The sequence below is a fragment of the Mycobacterium sp. NGS33 genome (genome assembly GCF_059812885.1).
In genome coordinates, this window is sequence record NZ_JCALDN010000004.1 from 218018 (window position 1) to 236789 (window position 18772).

Consider the following 18772-nt stretch of genomic DNA (forward strand, 5'->3'; position numbering starts at 1 on the left):
GCCCTACTGCTGAGGCGTCGAGCGATCGGGTTCGGTGCGCGGACCGAAGCCCTTCGGCGATTCGAGGGCCGTGGCGTGGCGGCCCACATGCGCCTCGGCGCGCAGCCGCTCCACCATGTGCGGGTAGTGCAACTCGAATGCCGGGCGCTCCGAACGGATCCGGGGCAGCTCGGTGAAGTTGTGCCGCGGCGGCGGGCAGCTGGTCGCCCACTCCAGGGAGTTGCCGTAGCCCCACGGGTCGTCGACCGTGACGACCTCGCCGTACCGCCAGCTCTTGAAGACGTTCCAGACGAACGGGAACATCGACGCGCCCAGGATGAAGGCGCCGACGGTCGAGGCGACGTTGTAGGGCTGGAAGCCGTCGCTGGGCAGGTAGTCCGCGTAGCGCCGCGGCATCCCCAGGTCGCCCAGCCAGTGCTGCACCAGGAACGTGGTGTGGAACCCGATGAACGTCAGCCAGAAGTGCAGCTTGCCCAGCCGCTCGTCGAGCAGCCGGCCGGTCATCTTCGGGAACCAGAAGTAGATGCCCGCGTACGTGGCGAACACGATGGTGCCGAACAGCACGTAGTGGAAGTGCGCGACCACGAAGTAGCTGTCGGTGACGTGGAAGTCCAGCGGCGGGCTGGCCAGCATCACGCCGGTCAGGCCACCCAGCAGGAAGGTGATGAGGAAGCCGACCGAGAACAGCATCGGCGTCTCAAAGGTGATCTGCCCCTTCCACATCGTGCCGATCCAGTTGAAGAACTTGATGCCCGTCGGCACGGCGATCAGATAGGTCATGAACGAAAAGAACGGCAGCAGAACGGCTCCGGTGGCGAACATGTGGTGCGCCCACACCGCGACCGACAGGGCGGCGATCGACAGGGTCGCGTACACCAGGGTGGTGTAACCGAAGACCGGCTTGCGCGAGAACACCGGGATGATCTCGGTGACGATGCCGAAGAACGGCAACGCGATGATGTACACCTCGGGATGGCCGAAGAACCAGAACAGGTGTTGCCACAACAAGACTCCGCCGTTGGCGGCGTCATAGACATGGGCGCCCAGATGTCGGTCGGCGGCCAGCCCGAACAGCGCCGCGGTCAGGATCGGGAACGCGATCAGGATCAGGATCGAGGTCACCAGGATGTTCCAGGTGAAGATCGGCATCCGGAACATCGTCATGCCGGGCGCGCGCATGCACACGACGGTGGTGATCATGTTGACCGCACCCAGGATGGTGCCCAGACCGGCGACGATCAGGCCGGTGATCCACAGGTCACCCCCGGCGCCGGGCGAGTGCACGGCGTCGGACAGCGGCGTGTAGGCGGTCCAGCCGAAGTCGGCGGCACCGCCCGGGACGATGAAGCCGGACGCCGCGATCAGGCCACCGAACAGGAACAGCCAGTACGAGAAGGCGTTCAGCCGCGGGAAGGCCACGTCGGGCGCGCCGATCTGCAGCGGCAGCACCAAGTTGGCGAACCCGAACACCACCGGGGTCGCATAGAGCAGCAGCATGATCGTGCCGTGCATGGTGAACAGCTGGTTGAACTGCTCGTTCGACAGGAACTGCAGCCCGGGAGCGGCCAGCTCGGTGCGCATCAGCAACGCCATCAGCCCGCCGATGAAGAAGAAGGCGAAGCAGGTGACCGTGTACATGATGCCGATCAACTTGTGATCGGTCGTGGTGATCAGTTTGTAGACGAGGTTCCCCTTGGGGCCCATGCGGTCCGGGTACGGACGAACGGCCTCGAGTTCTCCCAAGGGGGGCGCTTCGGCTGTCAACAGCTTCTCCAAACATCCAGATCGGACACTGGCCCAAAAATCGGTATTGAGACGAATCTTAGCCGTCGATCATGACGACGTCAGGGCTGGTCCTACAAACTGTCGTAAATGGATCACGGGTGCGGCGCGTCCGTCGGCGCGGTGTCGCCACGCTGGCCGGATGGTGGCGACCCGCTTCCCCGGGCTCCGCCGCGCTCGCGGTCGCCACGCTGGCCGGATGGTGGCGACCCGCTTCCCCGGGCTCCGCCGCGCTCGCGGTCGCCACGCTGGCCGGATGTTAGCGTCTGACGCGTGTTGTTCGGCGTGCGCAGACCCGCCCGGCTGACCGCGGCGACGGCGACGACGGCTGCGGTCATCCTGGCCTGCAGCGGCTGCGGATCCGACCGGCCCGCCGGCCAGACGACCCGTTCGCTCGTCACGCCCACCACCCAGATCGCCGGCGCCGGTGTGCTCGGAAACGACCGCCGCCCCGACGAGTCCTGCGTCCGGGACGCCGCCGAGGCCGACCCGGGCTCGGCGAAGCGGCAGGTTCACAACGCGGCCGGCGTCGCCCCCGACGTCGTGCAGGTGCCCGCCGATCCCCAGCGCATCGTGGTGCTCTCCGGCGACCAGCTCGACGCGTTGTGCGCGCTGGGCCTGCAATCGCGGGTGGTCGGCGCCGCGCTGCCGGACGGCTCGTCGAGCCAGCCCGCCTATCTGGGCAGCGCGGTGCATGGTGTGCCCGGTGTCGGCACCCGCTCCCACCCCGACGTGAACGCGATCGCGGCCGCCCACCCCGATCTGATCCTGGGATCGCAGGCGGCGACGCCCACGCTGTATCCGCAGCTGGTCCCGATCGCCCCGACGGTGTTCACCGCGGCACCGGGCGCGGCCTGGCAGGACAACCTGCGAACCGTCGGCGCCGCCACCGGCCGCGGCGCCGCGGTCGACGCGCTGATCAGCGGCTTCTCGCAGCGGGCGACCGAGGTCGGCGCCCGGCACGACGCCTCGCACTATCAGGCGTCGATCGTGCAGCTGACCACCGGCGCCATCCGGGTGTACGGCGCCAACAACTTCCCGGCCAGCGTGCTCGGCGCCGTCGGCGTCGACCGGCCCGCCTCGCAACGGTTCACCGACAAGCCCTACATCGAGATCGGCGCCACCGACGCGGACCTGGCGAAGAATCCGGACCTTTCGATCGCCGACGCCGACGTGGTGTACCTGTCCTGCGCCACCCCGGCCGCGGCCGACCGGGCCGCGACGATCCTGGACAGCAACCCCTGGCGCAAGCTGTCGGCCAATCATGACAACCGGGTCTATGTAGTCAACGACGAGATCTGGCAAACCGGCGAGGGCCTGATCGCGGCCCGCGGCATCGTCGACGATCTGCGCTTGGTGAACGCCCCGATCAACTGACCCGGCCTGCTTGTACGCACACATCGTCATAGGGTGATGTTCGACGCGTCCGTTGGCGGAATAACTTTTACCTTAGCTAAACTTCTTGATGACGTATCGAATCGAAGAGGGACTTTCATGAGCACAGTTTCGGCGTACGCGGCCACCTCGCCGACGGCACCGCTGACCAAGACCACCATCGAGCGGCGTGACCCGGGTCCGCACGACGTGGCGATCGACATCAAGTTCGCCGGGATCTGCCACTCCGACATCCACACGGCCAAAGGCGAATGGGGAACACCCAATTACCCGCTGGTCGTCGGCCACGAGATCGCCGGTGTCGTGACCGCCGTGGGCTCCGAGGTCACCAAGCACAAGGTGGGTGACCACGTCGGGGTGGGCTGCATGGTGAACTCCTGCGGACAGTGCCGCAGTTGCAAGGCCGGCCTGGAGCAGTACTGCAGCCGGGGCACGACCTTCACGTACAACGCCACCGACAAAGACGGCACGATCACCCAGGGCGGCTACAGCCAGGCGATCGTCGTCGACGAAAACTTCGTCCTGCGCATCCCCGAGTCGCTGCCGCTGGACAAGGCGGCGCCCCTGCTGTGCGCGGGCATCACCCTGTTCTCGCCGCTGCGGCACTGGAAGGCCGGCCAGGACACTCGGCTGGCGATCATCGGTCTGGGCGGGCTGGGCCACATGGGCGTCAAGCTCGGCGCGGCAATGGGCGCCGAGGTGACGGTGCTGTCGCAGTCGCTCAAGAAGATGGAAGACGGCCTGCGGTTGGGCGCCAAGCACTACTACGCCACCGCCGACCGCGAGACCTTCAAGCAGCTGCGCAACAGCTTCGACCTGATCCTGAACACCGTCTCGGCGAACCTGAACCTCGACGACTATCTGAGCCTGCTCGACGTCGACGGCACGCTCGTCGAATTGGGCATCCCCGAGCACCCCATGGAGGTGGGCGCGTTCTCGCTGGCGCTGGCGCGCCGCAGCCTGTCCGGGTCGAACATCGGCGGCATCGCCGAGACCCAGGAGATGTTGGACTTCTGCGCCGAGCACGACGTGACCCCGGAGATCGAGCTCATCGAGCCCGACTACATCAATGAGGCCTACGAGCGCGTCCTGGCCAGCGACGTGCGCTACCGCTTCGTCATCGACATCTCGAAGCTGTAGAGCGCCAACGCTTTACAGCGGCGCTCCTGGAGCGCGGTCGGAAGCCGCGCTGCGGGCGGCCATTTCGGCAGCCTCGCCCCACTCGTCACCGGGAATCACCTCGCTGACGTCGATGCCGGCCAGCGGCCACCCGACGGCGGCAAGGGTCGCGGCCACCCTGATGACGTTCTCGGGCCCGGCGTCGTAGTGCGTCATGTCGGAGATGAAATGGGCGATCTCGTCGCGGTCGATCACGCCGTCGGCGATCGCCGGGGATCCGTCCGCGGTGATGTTGCGCACCACCTCGGCGATCTGCTCCTCGGTCAGCGGGGTGCTGCGCAGCAGCGCCAGCAGCGGCACCCGGTCCGGCCCGGGGACGCCCTCGGGGTAGCCGGCGCGCAGCCAGCGAAGTACCGAACGGCAGAAGTTGGTGGTGGCAGAGGCGGCGGTATTCGTCACCCCACCAGTGTCAGGGCAGCCGTATCACCCGCGCCAGCGGGCGGTCGCGCCATGCCGACAATTCACGCGTCGTTCACGAAGTGCTCAGAACGAGTGCCACGGTCACGACGGTGGCGGTGGTGGTGGTGCCGGGGGGTTGTCCCAACTGCCCGGGGTGCCGGCGGGCACCTGCACTCCGAGCCAGTTACACGGCATCATCGACCGCCACGCGATGAGCGCGCACTGCTGGTCGGGCGACAGCGGGCTGGGCCCCGCGCATGGCGGCGTCCCCGGCACGCCGCAGACCGGGTCGGCGGACGCAGTTGGTGGGCCGGCGACGCTGCCGGCTGTGATCAGCATCGCCAGGGCTGCAACGATTCCCGTCAGAAAACGCCGAACATCGCGCATGGCCACCTCACATGTGTAAACCGATGCGCGGATCGTAACCCCAGGTCATGACCCGAGGTGGCCGATTCACCGAGGTGCTAGAAGTCCCAGTCCTCGTCCTCGGTGACAACTGCCTTGCCGATGACGTAGCTCGACCCCGAGCCGGAGAAGAAGTCGTGGTTCTCGTCGGCGTTGGGTGACAGCGCCGACAGGATGGCCGGGTTGACGTCGGTCTCGTCGCGCGGGAACAGCGCCTCGTAGCCGAGGTTCATCAGCGCCTTATTGGCGTTGTAGCGCAGGAACTTCTTGACGTCCTCGGTCAGACCGACCTCGTCGTAGAGGTCCTGGGTGTACTCCACCTCGTTGTCGTAGAGCTCGAAGAGCAACTCGTAGGTGTAGTCCTTGAGCTCCTGCTTGCGCGCGTCGTCCACCAGGGCCAGGCCGCGCTGGAACTTGTAGCCGATGTAGTAGCCGTGCACGGCCTCGTCGCGGATGATCAGCCGGATCATGTCGGCGGTGTTGGTCAGCTTGGCCCGGCTCGACCAGTACATCGGCAGGTAGAAGCCGGAGTAGAACAGGAAGCTCTCCAGCAGCGTGGAGGCGACCTTGCGCTTGAGCGGCTCGTCGCCCTTGTAGTACTGCATGACGATCTCGGCCTTGCGCTGCAGGTTGGGGTTCTCCTCCGACCAGCGGAAGGCGTCATCGATCTCAGCGGTCGAGCACAGCGTCGAGAAGATGTTGCTGTAGCTGCGGGCGTGCACCGACTCCATGAAGGCGATGTTGGTGTACACCGCTTCCTCGTGCGGGGTCAGCGCGTCGGGGATCAGGCTGACCGCCCCGACCGTGCCCTGGATCGTGTCCAGCAGCGTCAGGCCGGTGAACACCCGCATGGTCATCTGCTTTTCGTGGGCGGTCAGGGTGCCCCACGACGGCAGATCGTTGGACACCGGCACCTTCTCCGGCAACCAGAAGTTGCCGGTCAGCCGGTCCCAGACCTCGGCGTCCTTGTCGTCTTGCAGCCGGTTCCAGTTGATCGCCGAAACGCGGTCGATCAGCTTCATGTTGTCGGACACCAGAACCCCACTTCACACGCCGTTTTGCTGGATGAATCTCAGGCTCCAGACACTACCCCTGGGGTGCGACAAGCGACGGCAACACAACAACTTGTGTTTGCGTGTCGCAGGCGCGCCCCCACGCCCTCCGATTCGATTCCGCTCTCCAGTATCGCGCCGCAAAGATGTACCATTTGGTACATGATTACGGAAGACAGCGTCGAGATCGACGCACCGCCCCGCCTCGTGTGGGACGTCTTCACCGACGTCGAGCACTGGCCGGACTGGACGGCCTCTGTCACCTCCCTGGCCGGGCTGGATGCCGCGGCCCTCGCGGTCGGCCGACGCTTCGCGATCAAGCAGCCCGGCATGCCGAAGCTGGTCTGGCAGGTCACCGAGCTCGACCCCGGCCGGTCCTGGACCTGGGTGCAGCGCTCTGCCGGGGCGCGGGTGACCGCCCTGCATGAGGTCATCGCGCGGCCCGGCGGCCGCACGCTGGTGCGCCAGCAACTGGACCAGAGCGGTGCGCTGGGGGCCCTCGTCGGGCGGCTGATGGCCAAGAAGACCAAGCGCTTCCTCGACCTGGAGGCCCGGGGCCTCAAGGCCCGCGCCGAGCAGCTCAGCCGCGCCGATGGCGCGCACTCCTGACACCGAGCGGCGCCAACAGCTCCTCGATGCGCTCGTCGCCGAGTTCGCCACCGGCGGCATCGGCGACCGATCCCTGCGCGAGGTGGCCGCCGCGGTCGGCACCAGCCACCGAATGCTGTTGCACCACTTCCGATCTCGTGAAGATCTGCTCCTGGCGATCGTGGAGGCGGTCGAGCGCCGCCAGATGGGCGTGCTGCCCGCACTGCCGACCGACCCGGCCGAGGGCTTCGCGGCGATGTGGGCCGACCTCCGTCGACCCGAACTGCGCGAAGCCGAGCGGTTGTTCTTCGAGTGCTACGCCCGCGCCGCTGCCGGCGAAAAGCCTTTCGCCCGAATGATTCCCGGGGCCGTCACGGACTGGCTAGCCGAAGTCGACGCCCTGAATAATGCAGCCGAGGGTCCGGTCGACCCCGCGCTGGCGCGCCTCGGGCTGGCCGTCACACGCGGCCTGCTGCTCGATCTCGTTGCGACCGACGACGAGGCCGGCGTGGACGCGGCCGCGCATGCTTTCATCCGGCTTTTGGCAACACCGAAATGACGCGGGGACACGGATTCATTGGCGCTGCAACAACTTCGGTCGGCTCTTAGACCGCGGCCGCCATGTTCACGCCGAAGAACTGGTATTCGTCCGGGTTGACCGAACGGGTCGCCCGCCAGTATTCCCAGGTGTAGCCGCCCCAGAGCACGGTGTTCTTGCCGTGCTCGTCCAGATACCAGCTGCTGCAACCACCGCTGTTCCACACCGAGGGGCCCAGCCTGCGCTGCAGCTCGTCGTTGAACTTGTCCTGGGCGGCCCGCGTCGGCGCCAGCGCCTGTGCGCCCAGCTTGTCACAGGTGGCGATCGCGTCTGCGACGTAACGGATTTGGGATTCGATCATGAACACCACGGAGTTGTGCCCCAGCCCGGTGTTGGGTCCCAGCAGGAAGAACAGGTTGGGCACGTCGGCAACGGTGATGCCCCGGTGCGCTCCGATGCCCTCGCGGTTCCACCGGTCCACCAGGTCCTCGCCGTGCAACCCCTTGATCTGGACGTAGGTGTAGGAGTCGGTGACGTGAAAGCCGGTGGCGTACACGATCACGTCGGCGGGCCGATGGGTGCCGTCGGCGGTGACGATGCCGTCGGCGGTGATCCGCGCGATGTGGTCGGTGACCAGTTCGGTCTTCGGGTCGGCGACCGCGCCGTAATAGGTGGAGGAGTTCAGGATTCGCTTGCAGCCGATGCGGTAGTTCGGGATCAGCTTGCGTCGCAACTCCTTGTCCTTGACCGCTCGGCGAATGTTGTATTTGCAGTAGGCCTCGATGAACTTGAGCAGGTTCGGCCGCTTGGTCATGCCGAAAGCCAGCGCCTCCTGCCCCCAGTAGATCGCCAGGCGGACCAGCGCGCGCAGACCGGGCACGTTCGCCATGGCCCGGCGCACCGCCGGCGGGATCTCGGGGTTGGAGCGCGGCACCACCCACGGCGGAGTGCGTTGGTAGAGCGCGAGTTCGGCGACCTGCCCGACGATCTCCGGCACGATCTGGATCGCGCTCGCACCGGTGCCGATCACCGCCACCCGCTTGCCGGTCAGGTCGACGCTGTGGTCCCACTGCGCGGAATGGAAAGCGGCGCCACCAGCATTCACGAATTCGTCGCGGCCCTCGATGTCGGGCATGGACGGGATGTGCAGCGCGCCCGCACCCGAGATCAGGAACTGGGCGACGTATTCGCGGCCGTCGGCAGTGAAAACATGCCAGCGGTTCTCGTCGTCGTCCCAGTGGGCACGGTCCACCAGCGAGTCGAACTCGATATAGCGGCGCAGCCCGTACTTCTCGGTGACGCCCTTGAGGTAGTCCCAGATCTCGGGCTGGAAGGAGAACGGGTTCTTCCAGTCCGGCTTGGGTTCGAACGAGAACGAATACAGGTGCGACGGGATGTCGCAGGCGCATCCGGGGTAGCTGTTGTCGCGCCAGGTGCCGCCGATGTCGCCGGCCTTTTCCAGGATGACGAAGCCGACCCCCTGCTTTTGCAGCGCGATCGCCATCCCCAGGCCGGAGAACCCGGTCCCGATGATGACGGCGCGCGTGTGCACGGGCTTGTGGGCGGTGGCCGCCGGAGTCGTCTCGGTCTGTGTCACGACGTCGGTCACGGTCGATCGGTCCTTCTATCCATGTCGCGGGTGGGCGTTAGCCGGCGTCGGCGGCGGCCCCCGGCTGACGCAGATACCCAGTACCCAGGGTATCGGTTTGGACGAGTGTTATCGATGGCCGCCGCGGTTGTCAACGCAGAATTGCGCTCAGCCCGCAGCCGGCTTGACGGTCACCATGTCGTGGATCGGCAGGTCGGGATCCATCGTGATGCCCAGCGCCTCGGCGGTGCCGACGATGACCCCCATCATGATGGTGGTCAAGTGCGCGACGAACTGCTCGCGCGACATCAGCCGCGGGCTCTCCGGCTCGGGCCCCAGCCACCACTCCGTGGCCGACGCGGCGCAGCCGAACGCCGCGTGCCCGGCCAGTTCGACCGCCGCGTGGTCGAGCTCCATCTCGCGCAGCTCGTTGTCGAACATGTCGGCCACGGCCAGCGTGATGCCGCGTCCCTCGTCGAGGATCTGGGGGGCGGCCGCCGACCGGCCCTGGATGAACACCCGCAACACGTTGGGATGCTTGTCGACCAGGACCACGTACTCCTCGACGCTGCGCCGGATCACCTCGCGGGCCGAGTCGGTTTTCAGGTTGATGGACGGGAAGATCGCCGCCCACAGCATGTCGCGCAGCCGCTCCCCGATCGCCTGGAACAGGTCGGACTTGTCGTGGAAGTGCCGGTAGATCTTCGGCTTCGCGGTGCCGGCCTCCTCGGCGATTTCACGCACGGACAGTTCGGGCCCCAGGCGGTCGATGGCGCGGAACGCCGCGTCGACGATTTCGCTGCGCACCTTTTTGCGGTGTTCGCGCCAGCGCTCACTGCGCGCATCGACCTTGGCCCCAGGCTTGACAGCCGGGTGGGGCATAGGAGGTCGAGGAATTCTCACCACGTCAAGCACCTTACCCCGTCGCGGCTTCTGACCTGGGCAGACTGCCCGATCGGGCGAGGTTTTACAGCATGCAGGACACGCAGCCCTCGACCTCTGTTCCCTCCAAGGCCATCTGGCGCAGGCGGATGTAGTACAGCGTCTTGATTCCCTTGCGCCAGGCGTAGATCTGCGCCTTGTTGACGTCGCGGGTGGTGGCGGTGTCCTTGAAGAACAGCGTCAGCGACAGCCCCTGGTCCACGTGCTGGGTGGCCGCGGCGTAGGTGTCGATGATCTTCTCGTAGCCGATCTCGTACGCGTCCTGGTAGTACTCCAGGTTGTCGTTGGTCAGATACGGCGCCGGGTAATAGACGCGGCCGATCTTGCCTTCCTTGCGGATCTCGATCTTGCTCGCCACCGGGTGGATCGAGCTGGTCGAGTGGTTGATGTAGCTGATCGATCCGGTCGGGGGGACGGCCTGCAGGTTCTGGTTGTAGATGCCGTGCTGCTGCACCGACTCCTTGAGCCGCTGCCAATCCTCCTGCGTCGGAATGCGAATGCCCGCCTCGGCGAAGATCTCCCGCACCCGCGGGGTGACCGGCTCCCACACCCGCTCGGTGTACTTGTCGAAGAACTCACCCGAGGCGTACTTCGACTTCTCGAAGCCGCCGAACTTGCTGCCCCGCTCGATCGCAATGCGGTTCGACGCGCGCAGCGCGTGGTAGAGCACGGTGTAGAAGTAGATGTTGGTGAAGTCGACGCCTTCTTCGGAGCCATAGTGGATGCGCTCGCGGGCCAGGTAGCCGTGCAGGTTCATCTGGCCGAGTCCGATCGCGTGGGACTCGTTGTTGCCTTGCTCGATTGAGGGCACCGAGGTGATGTGGGTCTGATCGCTCACGGCCGTCAACGCGCGGATCGCGACCTCGATGGTCTGGGCGAAGTCGGGCGAGTCCATCGTCTTCGCGATGTTCAGCGACCCCAGGTTGCACGAAATGTCCTTGCCCACCTTGGCGTAGGACAAGTCGTCGTTGAACACCGACGGCGTGGAGACCTGCAGGATCTCCGAGCACAGATTCGAGTGGGTGATCTTTCCGTCGATCGGGTTGGCCCGGTTCACCGTGTCCTCGAACATGATGTAGGGGTAGCCGGATTCGAACTGCAGCTCGGCCAGCGTCTGGAAGAACTCGCGCGCCTTGATCTTGGTCTTGCGGATGCGGGCGTCGTCGACCATCTCGTAATACTTTTCGGTGACCGAGATGTCGGCGAACGGAAGACCGTAGACCCGCTCGACGTCGTACGGCGAGAACAGGTACATGTCCTCGTTCTTCTTGGCCAGCTCGAAGGTGATGTCGGGAATCACCACGCCCAGGCTCAGCGTCTTGATGCGGATCTTCTCGTCGGCGTTCTCGCGCTTGGTGTCCAGGAAGCGGTAGATGTCCGGGTGATGCGCGTGCAGGTACACCGCGCCGGCGCCCTGTCGCGCGCCGAGCTGGTTGGCGTAGGAGAAGGAGTCCTCGAGCAGCTTCATGATCGGGATGACGCCCGAGGACTGGTTCTCGATGTTCTTGATCGGCGCACCGTGCTCGCGAATGTTGCTCAGCAGCAAGGCAACTCCCCCGCCGCGCTTGGACAGCTGCAGCGCGGAGTTGATCGATCGCCCGATCGACTCCATGTTGTCCTCGATGCGCAGCAGAAAGCAGCTCACCGGTTCGCCGCGCTGCTTCTTGCCCGAGTTCAAAAACGTCGGCGTGGCCGGCTGGAATCGCCCGTCGATGATCTCGTCGACCAGCTTTTCGGCCAGGACGGTGTCGCCGGCGGCCAGCGTCAGCGCGACCATGACGACGCGGTCCTCGAAGCGCTCCAGGTAACGCTTCCCGTCGAAGGTCTTCAGCGTGTAGGAGGTGTAGTACTTGAACGCGCCGAGGAACGTCGGGAACCGGAACTTCTTGGCGTACGCGCGGTCCAGCAGCGTCTTGACGAAGTTGCGGCTGTACTGATCGAGAACCTCGCGCTCGTAATAGTTCTCCTTGATCAGGTAGTCGAGCTTCTCGTCCTGATTGTGGAAGAACACCGTGTTCTGGTTGACGTGCTGCAGGAAGTACTGGTGCGCGGCCTCGCGGTCCTTGTCGAACTGAATCTTGCCGTCCGCGTCGTAGAGATTCAGCATCGCGTTGAGCGCGTGGTAATCCGTCTCCCCCGGCAACGCGTGGGCTCCGGTGGTTACAGGCTCTGCAGCGACGGTTGGTGGCACGTCTGTTCCTTCCAGAAATTGGCTAAGCCCGCACGGACGGCGTCCACGTCGTCCTGGGTTCCCATGAGTTCGAAGCGGTAGAGATAGGGGACGCCGCACTTACGCGAGATCACGTTGCCCGCGTAGGCGAATTCGGCGCCGAAGTTGTTGTTGCCCGCGGCGATGACGCCGCGGATCAACGACCGGTTGTGCTTGTTGTTCAAGAAGGCGATGACCTGCTTGGGGACGTAACCACCGGCGTTCAGGTCGGGAGTCGCATGCCCACCGCCGTAGGTGGGCAGAACGAGGACGTAGGGCTGGTCCACCTCGATGCGGCCATGCAGGGGTATCCGCGTGGCGGGGATCCCCAGCTTCTCCACGAAGCGGTGGGTGTTCTCCGACACCGAGGAGAAATAGACCAGTGGCGATCGCAAGCGCGGCGCCGCCGCGCGAAGCGGGTCGCCACTCGTCCAACCTTGGTTGCGCTGCGTGCTATCCATGGCACCGCAACCTCCTTACCTGACGTCTTGCCTTACGCGCTGAGTTCCGCCGCGGACAGCGCCTTGATGCGGTCGGGCCGGAAACCGGACCAGTGGTCGTTGCCCGCCACCACCACGGGAGCCTGCAGGTATCCCAGGGCCATCACGTAGTCACGCGCCTCGGCGTCCAGCGAGATGTCGACCTTCTCGTAGGCGAGACCCTGCTTGTCCAGCGCCTTGTAGGTGGCGCTGCACTGCACACATGCCGGCTTGGTGTACACGGTGATGCTCATAGAATGCCGCTCCTTTGCGGAAGAGGGGGACCCAACGGACTGGCAACTACTTTTGGACTGCGTCTTTGCTAGGTTCAGCGATCCGTCAGGCCCCCTGATTCCCGTCGCGCGGCGGCCGAGGTCGAACGACCTGTGGGTGCCGATTTCGGGGGGTTCGCCGAGCCTGGCTGGCTTGGCGGTCCTGGGATCTGCCGGTGCTCGAAACACTACACCTAGTGGCTGACAAGATGTCGAGATACAAGATGTTCTGAATAACAATTTTGAAATTCCCTGGTCGTGAGCCCTGTCGCGAAAAAATCTGGACACCCGCTCGGCGTGTCGCAGATCACACGCCGGGGCGGAGGCGCCGCTAGGGATTGGTATAGCAGCGACCACCGACAGCACCGCCGACGGCGACGGGACGGCGCACAGCTAGCAAAGCCGCCAGGCGCAGCTGGCGGCTTCTGCTATCCGGGGGTGCCAACCGCGCTGGTCGCCCGGCGGCCGGCTTGTTGACTTCTGCCAATCAGCCGACCTCGGCGGCCAGCTTGCCCACCACGTCGCGCACGTTGGCGGACAGCTCGGCGTCCTCGGCGGGGGCCTTGCCCTCCAACGTCGTGAACGGCACCGACAGTTTGATCGCCTCGACCACCCGCGCGCCGGCGATGCCGAAGGACTTGCGGGTGTCGTCGTGCGCCCATACCCCGCCGTACCGGCCGAAGGACCCGCCGATGACCGCCAGTGGTTTGCCCTTCAGCGCGCCGTCGCCGAACGGGCGGGACAGCCAGTCGATCGCGTTCTTGATGACGGCCGGGTAGCTGCCGTTGTACTCCGGGGTGACCACCAGGGCGGCGTCGGCGTCGGCCGCCGCGGCGCGCACCGCGGCCACCGGCGCCAGCCGCGGCGCGCCGGCGTTCATCGCGTCGTCGATCTCCTCGTTATAGAACGGCAGCTCACCGAGCCCTTCGAAGATCGTGACGGCCACGTCGTCGGCGGCGACCGCCGCCGCCAACTCGGCGATCTGGCGGTTGATCGACGCGCCCCGCAGGCTTCCCACTAACGCCAAGATTTTGATTGCCACTATTCGCACGTTCCCTTCGGTCGTTGTCCCATCCTTGCACGCCGTAACCGGACTATAGTCCGTTTTATTCCGGCGGCGTTAAAGTGCAGGAGTGAGCGAGCGTTCCGGTGAGTTGCACGTGTTCGCGCCCGAGGTGATTCCCCAGGAACGGGGCGATGCGGCACGCAACCGCGCGCTGCTCCTCCAGGCCGCCCGAAACCTGGTCGCCGAGCGCGGCGCCGACGCCGTCACCACCGACGACATCGCCGCGGCCGCCGGGGTCGGCAAGGGCACGCTGTTCCGCCGCTTCGGCAGCCGGGCCGGCCTGATGATGGTGCTGCTCGACGAGGACGAGCAAGCCAGCCAGCAGGCCTTCCTGTTCGGCCCCCCTCCGCTGGGGCCCGACGCCCCGCCGATCGACCGGCTGGTGGCCTTCGGCCGGGAACGCATCTGTTTCGCCCACACCCACCACGAACTGCTGTCGGAGGCCCACCGCGATCCGCAGACCCGCTACAGCGCGCCCGTCCTCGTGCACCACACCCATATCCGGGTGTTACTGCAGGCGGCGCACACCTCCGGCGACCTCGACGCTCAGACCGATGCCCTGCTGGCCCTCCTCCACGTGAACTATGTCGAGCACCAGCTCAACGAACGCGGCCACACCCTGCAGACGTTGGGTGACGCGTGGGAAAGCGTGGCGCGCAAGCTGTGCGGGCGGTGAACGCCACGAATTGGGTCCTGCACGTCGACCTCGATCAATTCCTGGCCTCGGTCGAGTTGCGCCGCCATCCCGAATTGGCCGGGCTGCCAGTCATTGTCGGCGGCAGCGGCGACCCGAACGAACCACGCAAGGTCGTCACCTGCGCCTCCTACGAGGCCCGGGAGTTCGGTGTGCGGGCGGGCATGCCGCTGCGCGCCGCCGCCCGCCGCTGCCCCGAGGCCACCTTCCTGCCCTCGGATCCGGCCGCCTACGACGCGGCATCCGATGAGGTGATGGGGGCGCTGCGCGACCTGGGCCATCCGGTCGAAGTGTGGGGCTGGGACGAGGCCTACGTCGCGGTGACGGCCCAGGACCCCGGCGAGGTCGCCGAGCAGATCCGCCGCGTCATCTCCTCGGAAACCGGGCTGTCCTGCTCGGTCGGCATCAGCGACAACAAGCAGCGCGCCAAGGTCGCCACCGGATTCGCCAAACCGGGCGGCATTTTTGCGCTGACCGATGCCAACTGGATGCCGGTGATGGCCGAGCGCCCCGTCGACGCACTCTGGGGCGTGGGCCCCAAGACAGCGAAAAAGCTTGCCGAACTTGATATTACGACGGTCTGGCAACTGGCCCATTGCGACGCCGAGCTGCTGACGGCGACGTTCGGCCCGCGCACCGGGCTGTGGCTGCTGCTGTTGGCCAAGGGCGGTGGCGACAGCGGAGTCAGCGCCGAGCCATGGGTGCCGCGCTCGCGCAGCCACGTCGTCACGTTCCCGCGAGATCTCACCGATCGCTCCGAAATGGACACGGCCGTAACCGATTTAGCCGAGCGGGCGCTGACGGACGTGGTGGCGGCGGGCCGGGTCGTGACCCGGGTCGCGGTCACCGTACGCACCGCGACCTTCTACACGCGCACCAAGATCCGCAAGCTCGACGCGCCCAGCACCGACCGCGATGTCATCGTGGCCGCGGCCCTTCGGGTCCTCGACCTATTCGAGCTCGACCGGCCGGTCCGATTGCTGGGGGTGCGTCTCGAGCTGGTCATGCCGGGCTAGCGGCGGACCGGGCCGCAGCGCCCGGGTGAAGATCACGTTCACCTGGCGCATCGCCACGCTATAGGGCCACCACGCAACCCTTTTGAACGCGTACAACGCGCGGATGTCGGCCGAGGTGTAGATCAGGTATCGGTTCTTGGCCACCCCGGCCAAAATCTTGTCGGCCGCCTTCTCCGGCGACACGGCGTGGCCGGCGAACCGCCGCACCCACCGCGCGACATTGGGGTCTTCGCGGTCCACGCCCGCGATCTCCACGGTGTTCACCAGCGGGGTGTTCACCGCGCCCGGCACCACGACCGACACGCCTATCCGGTGGCGGGCCAGGTCGAAGCGCAGCACTTCCGACAGGCCGCGCAACCCGAACTTGCTGGCGCTGTAGGCCGCATGCCACGGCAGGGCCACCAGCCCGGCCGCCGAGGACACGTTGACCAGATGCCCGCCGCGCTTGGCCGCCACCATCGGCGGGACGAACGTCTCGATGACGTGGATCGGACCCATCAGGTTGATGGCGATCATCTTGGCCCACTGCTCGTGGGTAAGCCGGTCGACGGTGCCCCACGCCGAGACGCCGGCGATGTTCAGCACGACGTCCATGCTCGGATGCGCGGCGTGGACGTCGGCGGCGAACGCCGCAACCTGGTCGTAGTCGGCGATGTCCAGGGCCCGGTGCTCGGGGACCTGCGCGCCCAGCGCGCGCGCGTCGGCCACGGTCTGTTCCAGGCCGTCGCGGTCGCGGTCGGTCAGATAGAGTTCGGCGCCGTCGGCGGCCAGCCGTAATGCCGTGGCACGCCCGATGCCGCTGGCCGCACCGGTGACGAGGCACCGCTTCCCCGCGAAAGACCGCCCGGATCCTCTCTGCGCCATGGCCGTGACGATACCGGCGGTACCGCGCCCTAGGGACGGCCCGCCCACAGCGCGTGCAACCACAGCCGCTCGAGCACGCGCACCCGTCGGTCCCGATCGCTGTCGCGGCCGGTCAGGATCGGGTCGCCGGTCAGCACCAGCGCGGTGGTGCCGGCCAGGGTGCGGATCAGCGTCGGCAGGTCGTCACTGATCGGCGTGGCCGTCCCGGCCTTCATCTCGGCCTCGACGATCCCGACGATCTGACCCAGCACCACCTCGAACTGCTGATCCAGCAGATCGCGGATCTCAACGTCGGTGTTGCGGGCCTCGTTGCAGGCGGTCACGACCGGGTCGTTGTGCGCGTAGACCGCCGCGGCGCTGCCGACCATCCGCTTGGCGAACTCCTCGGGCGACTCGCCGGCCTGGCGGGGGGCGAAGTACTCGGTGAGTTCCTCCAGCTCCTCGGCGGCCTCGGCCATCAGCTGCGCCAGCACCGCGTACTTGGAGTCGAAATAGAAGTAGAAGCCGGACCGCGCCACCCCGGCCCGCAGGCTGATGGTGCTCACCGACAGCTCGGCAAAAGGCTTTTCCTGCAGCAATTCACGCACCGCCTGCACGATCGCCTGGCGTTGCTTGTCGCCGCGCCGCCGTGCACCCGGCTCGGGAGTGGCGGCTTCGCTGGTCATTCCCTGACCTTGCACCACGCCGACCAAAAAGCAAACTTGACAGCCGTCAAGTTTTTCAGCGAAGGTATGAATCAGTGACGGCCGTCACCGGGAGGGCACGCAAAGGAGCGTTTAATGACCGCCACCATCAGCACCCCGCAGTACCTGCTGGATCAGGCGCGGCGCCGGTTCACCCCGACCCTGCAGACGATCCCGGGGATGGGAGCGATCGAGAAGCGCCTGCTGGCCCACGAGTGGCAGACCAAGGTCCTGGCGGACCCGCCGCCGGGCAGCGACCTCAAGCCCGTGCTGGGCGACGCCGGGCTGCCGATTCTCGGCCACATCATCGAGCTGTTCCGCGGCGGCCCGGACTATGCGCTGCACCTCTACCGCAACCACGGCCCACTGATTTATCTGGATTCGCCGATCATGCCGGCGGTCACCGCGCTGGGACCCGACGCCACCCAGGCCGTCTTCTCCAACCGAAACAAGGACTTTTCGCAGAAGGGCTGGCACCCGGTGATCGGGCCGTTCTTCAACCGGGGCCTGATGATGCTCGACTTCGACGAGCACATGTACCACCGCCGGATCATGCAGGAGGCCTTCACCCGCAGCCGGCTGACCGGATATGTCGAGCACATCGACCGGGTGGCGACCGACATCGTCGCCAACTGGCCGACCAACGACGCGCGTTTCCTGTTCCACCCGGCGATGAAGGAACTCACCCTGGACATCGCGTCGCTGGTGTTCATGGGACACGAGCCCGGGTCCGACCACGACTTGGTTACGAAGGTCAATCAGGCGTTCACGACGACGACGCGGGCCGGCGGTGCGATCATCCGCCAGCCGATCCCCCCGTTCAAGTGGTGGCGCGGACTGAAGGCCCGCAAGTTGCTCGAGGACTACTTCGCCGAGCGGGTCAGGGACCGCCGCAACGCCACCGGCAACGACATGCTGACCGTGCTGTGTCACACCGAGGACGACGACGGCAACAGCTTCACCGACTCCGACATCGTCAACCACATGATCTTCTTGATGATGGCCGCCCACGACACGTCCACCTCGACGACCACCACGATGGTCTACAACATGGCGGCCAACCCCGAGTGGCAGGAGCGGGCGCGCGAGGAGTCGGCCCGCCTCGGCGACGGGCCGCTGGACATCGAGTCGCTGGAGAAGCTGGAGACGCTCGAACTCATCATGAACGAGTCGCTGCGCATGGTGACGCCGCTGCCGTTCAACATGCGGATGGCGGTGCGCGACACCGAGCTGCTGGGCCACTACATCCCGGCGGGGACCAACATCACCATCTGGCCAGGCATGAACCACCGGCTGTCCGAATTGTGGACGGAGCCAGACAAATTCGACCCGGAACGGTTTGCCGAACCGCGCTCGGAGCACAAGAATCACCGGTATGCGTTCGCCCCGTTCGGCGGTGGCGCGCACAAGTGCATCGGCATGGTGTTCGGCCAGCTGGAGGTCAAGACCGTCGTGCACCGGCTGCTGCGCCGCTACCGCGTGGAGCTGGCCCGGCCGGGCTACCAGCCGCACTGGGACTATGGCGGCATGCCGATCCCGATGGACGGCATGCCGATTGTGCTGCGCCCACTGTAGAGCGTCCACGCGGCGGCCTTGGTCGCCGCCGTCGGGGTGGGGACCG

At 66.4% G+C, this 18772-nt stretch carries 20 protein-coding genes; 8 read left to right on the forward strand and 12 right to left on the reverse strand.

All coding sequences use genetic code 11. The annotated features are described in order from the left end of the window. Positions 1 to 3: 3 nt before the first annotated feature. Positions 4 to 1764, reverse strand: a complete 1761-nt coding sequence (ctaD, locus tag AC5Y5B_RS11270; protein ID WP_500005356.1) for an aa3-type cytochrome oxidase subunit I — start codon at positions 1762 to 1764, stop codon at positions 4 to 6. Between the two features lie 119 nt (positions 1765 to 1883). Between ctaD and AC5Y5B_RS11275 the strand changes: the two genes are divergently transcribed. The 3 genes from AC5Y5B_RS11275 to AC5Y5B_RS11285 all read left to right on the forward strand — a co-directional run bounded on the left by AC5Y5B_RS11275 (position 1884) and on the right by AC5Y5B_RS11285 (position 4317). After that, the gene (locus AC5Y5B_RS11275) at positions 1884 to 2045 is read left to right on the forward strand and encodes a hypothetical protein (protein ID WP_289176506.1); all 162 of its coding nucleotides are present in this window, start codon (positions 1884 to 1886) and stop codon (positions 2043 to 2045) included. Positions 2046 to 2055: 10 nt separating this feature from the next. Then, positions 2056 to 3159 (forward strand): iron-siderophore ABC transporter substrate-binding protein, encoded by a 1104-nt coding sequence (locus AC5Y5B_RS11280; protein ID WP_500005357.1) that lies wholly within the window; start codon positions 2056 to 2058, stop codon positions 3157 to 3159. Positions 3160 to 3276: 117 nt separating this feature from the next. Next, positions 3277 to 4317 (forward strand): NAD(P)-dependent alcohol dehydrogenase, encoded by a 1041-nt coding sequence (locus AC5Y5B_RS11285; protein ID WP_500005358.1) that lies wholly within the window; start codon positions 3277 to 3279, stop codon positions 4315 to 4317. A 12-nt stretch (positions 4318 to 4329) separates the two neighbouring features. Here AC5Y5B_RS11285 and AC5Y5B_RS11290 read toward each other — a convergent pair whose 3' ends face one another. From AC5Y5B_RS11290 to nrdF, 3 genes are all read right to left on the reverse strand, one after another. Continuing rightward, positions 4330 to 4755 carry a DUF3349 domain-containing protein gene (locus tag AC5Y5B_RS11290; protein ID WP_500005359.1) on the reverse strand — a complete coding sequence of 142 codons (426 nt, stop codon included), beginning with the start codon at positions 4753 to 4755 and terminating at the stop codon, positions 4330 to 4332. Positions 4756 to 4857: 102 nt separating this feature from the next. Beyond that, on the reverse strand, positions 4858 to 5148 hold the full coding sequence (locus AC5Y5B_RS11295; protein WP_112634639.1) for a hypothetical protein: 291 nt from the start codon (positions 5146 to 5148) through the stop codon (positions 4858 to 4860). Positions 5149 to 5219: 71 nt separating this feature from the next. After that, positions 5220 to 6194: a class 1b ribonucleoside-diphosphate reductase subunit beta gene (gene nrdF / locus AC5Y5B_RS11300; RefSeq protein ID WP_205869195.1), complete on the reverse strand. Its 975-nt coding sequence runs from the start codon at positions 6192 to 6194 to the stop codon at positions 5220 to 5222. Between the two features lie 180 nt (positions 6195 to 6374). On the opposite strand from nrdF, the gene AC5Y5B_RS11305 reads away from it, so the two are divergent. After that, a complete protein-coding gene (locus AC5Y5B_RS11305; protein ID WP_500005360.1) occupies positions 6375 to 6821 on the forward strand; it encodes an SRPBCC family protein in 447 nt (148 codons plus the stop codon). Beyond that, on the forward strand, positions 6805 to 7359 hold the full coding sequence (locus AC5Y5B_RS11310; RefSeq protein WP_500005361.1) for a TetR/AcrR family transcriptional regulator: 555 nt from the start codon (positions 6805 to 6807) through the stop codon (positions 7357 to 7359). The genes AC5Y5B_RS11305 and AC5Y5B_RS11310 overlap by 17 nt, the downstream gene beginning before the upstream one ends. A gap of 46 nt (positions 7360 to 7405) precedes the next feature. On the opposite strand, the gene AC5Y5B_RS11315 is transcribed toward AC5Y5B_RS11310, so the two are convergent. The 6 genes from AC5Y5B_RS11315 to AC5Y5B_RS11340 all read right to left on the reverse strand — a co-directional run bounded on the left by AC5Y5B_RS11315 (position 7406) and on the right by AC5Y5B_RS11340 (position 13870). Further along, a complete protein-coding gene (locus AC5Y5B_RS11315; protein WP_500005362.1) occupies positions 7406 to 8947 on the reverse strand; it encodes a flavin-containing monooxygenase in 1542 nt (513 codons plus the stop codon). 147 nt (positions 8948 to 9094) lie between these two features. After that, a complete protein-coding gene (locus tag AC5Y5B_RS11320; RefSeq protein WP_500005363.1) occupies positions 9095 to 9832 on the reverse strand; it encodes a TetR/AcrR family transcriptional regulator in 738 nt (245 codons plus the stop codon). Positions 9833 to 9893: 61 nt separating this feature from the next. Then, on the reverse strand, positions 9894 to 12059 hold the full coding sequence (gene nrdE / locus AC5Y5B_RS11325; RefSeq protein ID WP_500005364.1) for a class 1b ribonucleoside-diphosphate reductase subunit alpha: 2166 nt from the start codon (positions 12057 to 12059) through the stop codon (positions 9894 to 9896). Beyond that, entirely contained in the window at positions 12029 to 12538 is a 510-nt protein-coding gene (nrdI, locus tag AC5Y5B_RS11330) for a class Ib ribonucleoside-diphosphate reductase assembly flavoprotein NrdI (RefSeq protein WP_500005365.1), read from the reverse strand. The genes nrdE and nrdI overlap by 31 nt, the downstream gene beginning before the upstream one ends. Before the next feature lie 32 nt (positions 12539 to 12570). Then, entirely contained in the window at positions 12571 to 12810 is a 240-nt protein-coding gene (locus AC5Y5B_RS11335) for a redoxin NrdH (protein WP_044484637.1), read from the reverse strand. Between the two features lie 505 nt (positions 12811 to 13315). Beyond that, positions 13316 to 13870 carry an NAD(P)H-dependent oxidoreductase gene (locus AC5Y5B_RS11340; protein WP_500005366.1) on the reverse strand — a complete coding sequence of 185 codons (555 nt, stop codon included), beginning with the start codon at positions 13868 to 13870 and terminating at the stop codon, positions 13316 to 13318. Positions 13871 to 13961: 91 nt separating this feature from the next. On the opposite strand from AC5Y5B_RS11340, the gene AC5Y5B_RS11345 reads away from it, so the two are divergent. Then, positions 13962 to 14570 (forward strand): TetR/AcrR family transcriptional regulator, encoded by a 609-nt coding sequence (locus AC5Y5B_RS11345; RefSeq protein WP_500005367.1) that lies wholly within the window; start codon positions 13962 to 13964, stop codon positions 14568 to 14570. Beyond that, positions 14567 to 15604 (forward strand): DNA polymerase IV, encoded by a 1038-nt coding sequence (locus AC5Y5B_RS11350; RefSeq protein ID WP_500005368.1) that lies wholly within the window; start codon positions 14567 to 14569, stop codon positions 15602 to 15604. Before AC5Y5B_RS11345 ends, AC5Y5B_RS11350 begins: the two co-directional genes overlap by 4 nt. Here the strand turns inward: AC5Y5B_RS11350 and AC5Y5B_RS11355 are convergent. Then, positions 15539 to 16468, reverse strand: a complete 930-nt coding sequence (locus AC5Y5B_RS11355) for an SDR family oxidoreductase (protein WP_500005369.1) — start codon at positions 16466 to 16468, stop codon at positions 15539 to 15541. The two genes, AC5Y5B_RS11350 and AC5Y5B_RS11355, sit on opposite strands and share 66 nt — an antisense overlap. A gap of 29 nt (positions 16469 to 16497) precedes the next feature. After that, positions 16498 to 17133, reverse strand: coding sequence for a TetR/AcrR family transcriptional regulator (locus tag AC5Y5B_RS11360; RefSeq protein ID WP_112634648.1), 636 nt, complete (start codon positions 17131 to 17133; stop codon positions 16498 to 16500). A 114-nt stretch (positions 17134 to 17247) separates the two neighbouring features. Here AC5Y5B_RS11360 and AC5Y5B_RS11365 point away from each other — a divergent pair, with 114 nt between their 5' ends. Continuing rightward, entirely contained in the window at positions 17248 to 18726 is a 1479-nt protein-coding gene (locus AC5Y5B_RS11365) for a cytochrome P450 (RefSeq protein ID WP_112634649.1), read from the forward strand. Positions 18727 to 18772 lie beyond the last annotated feature (46 nt).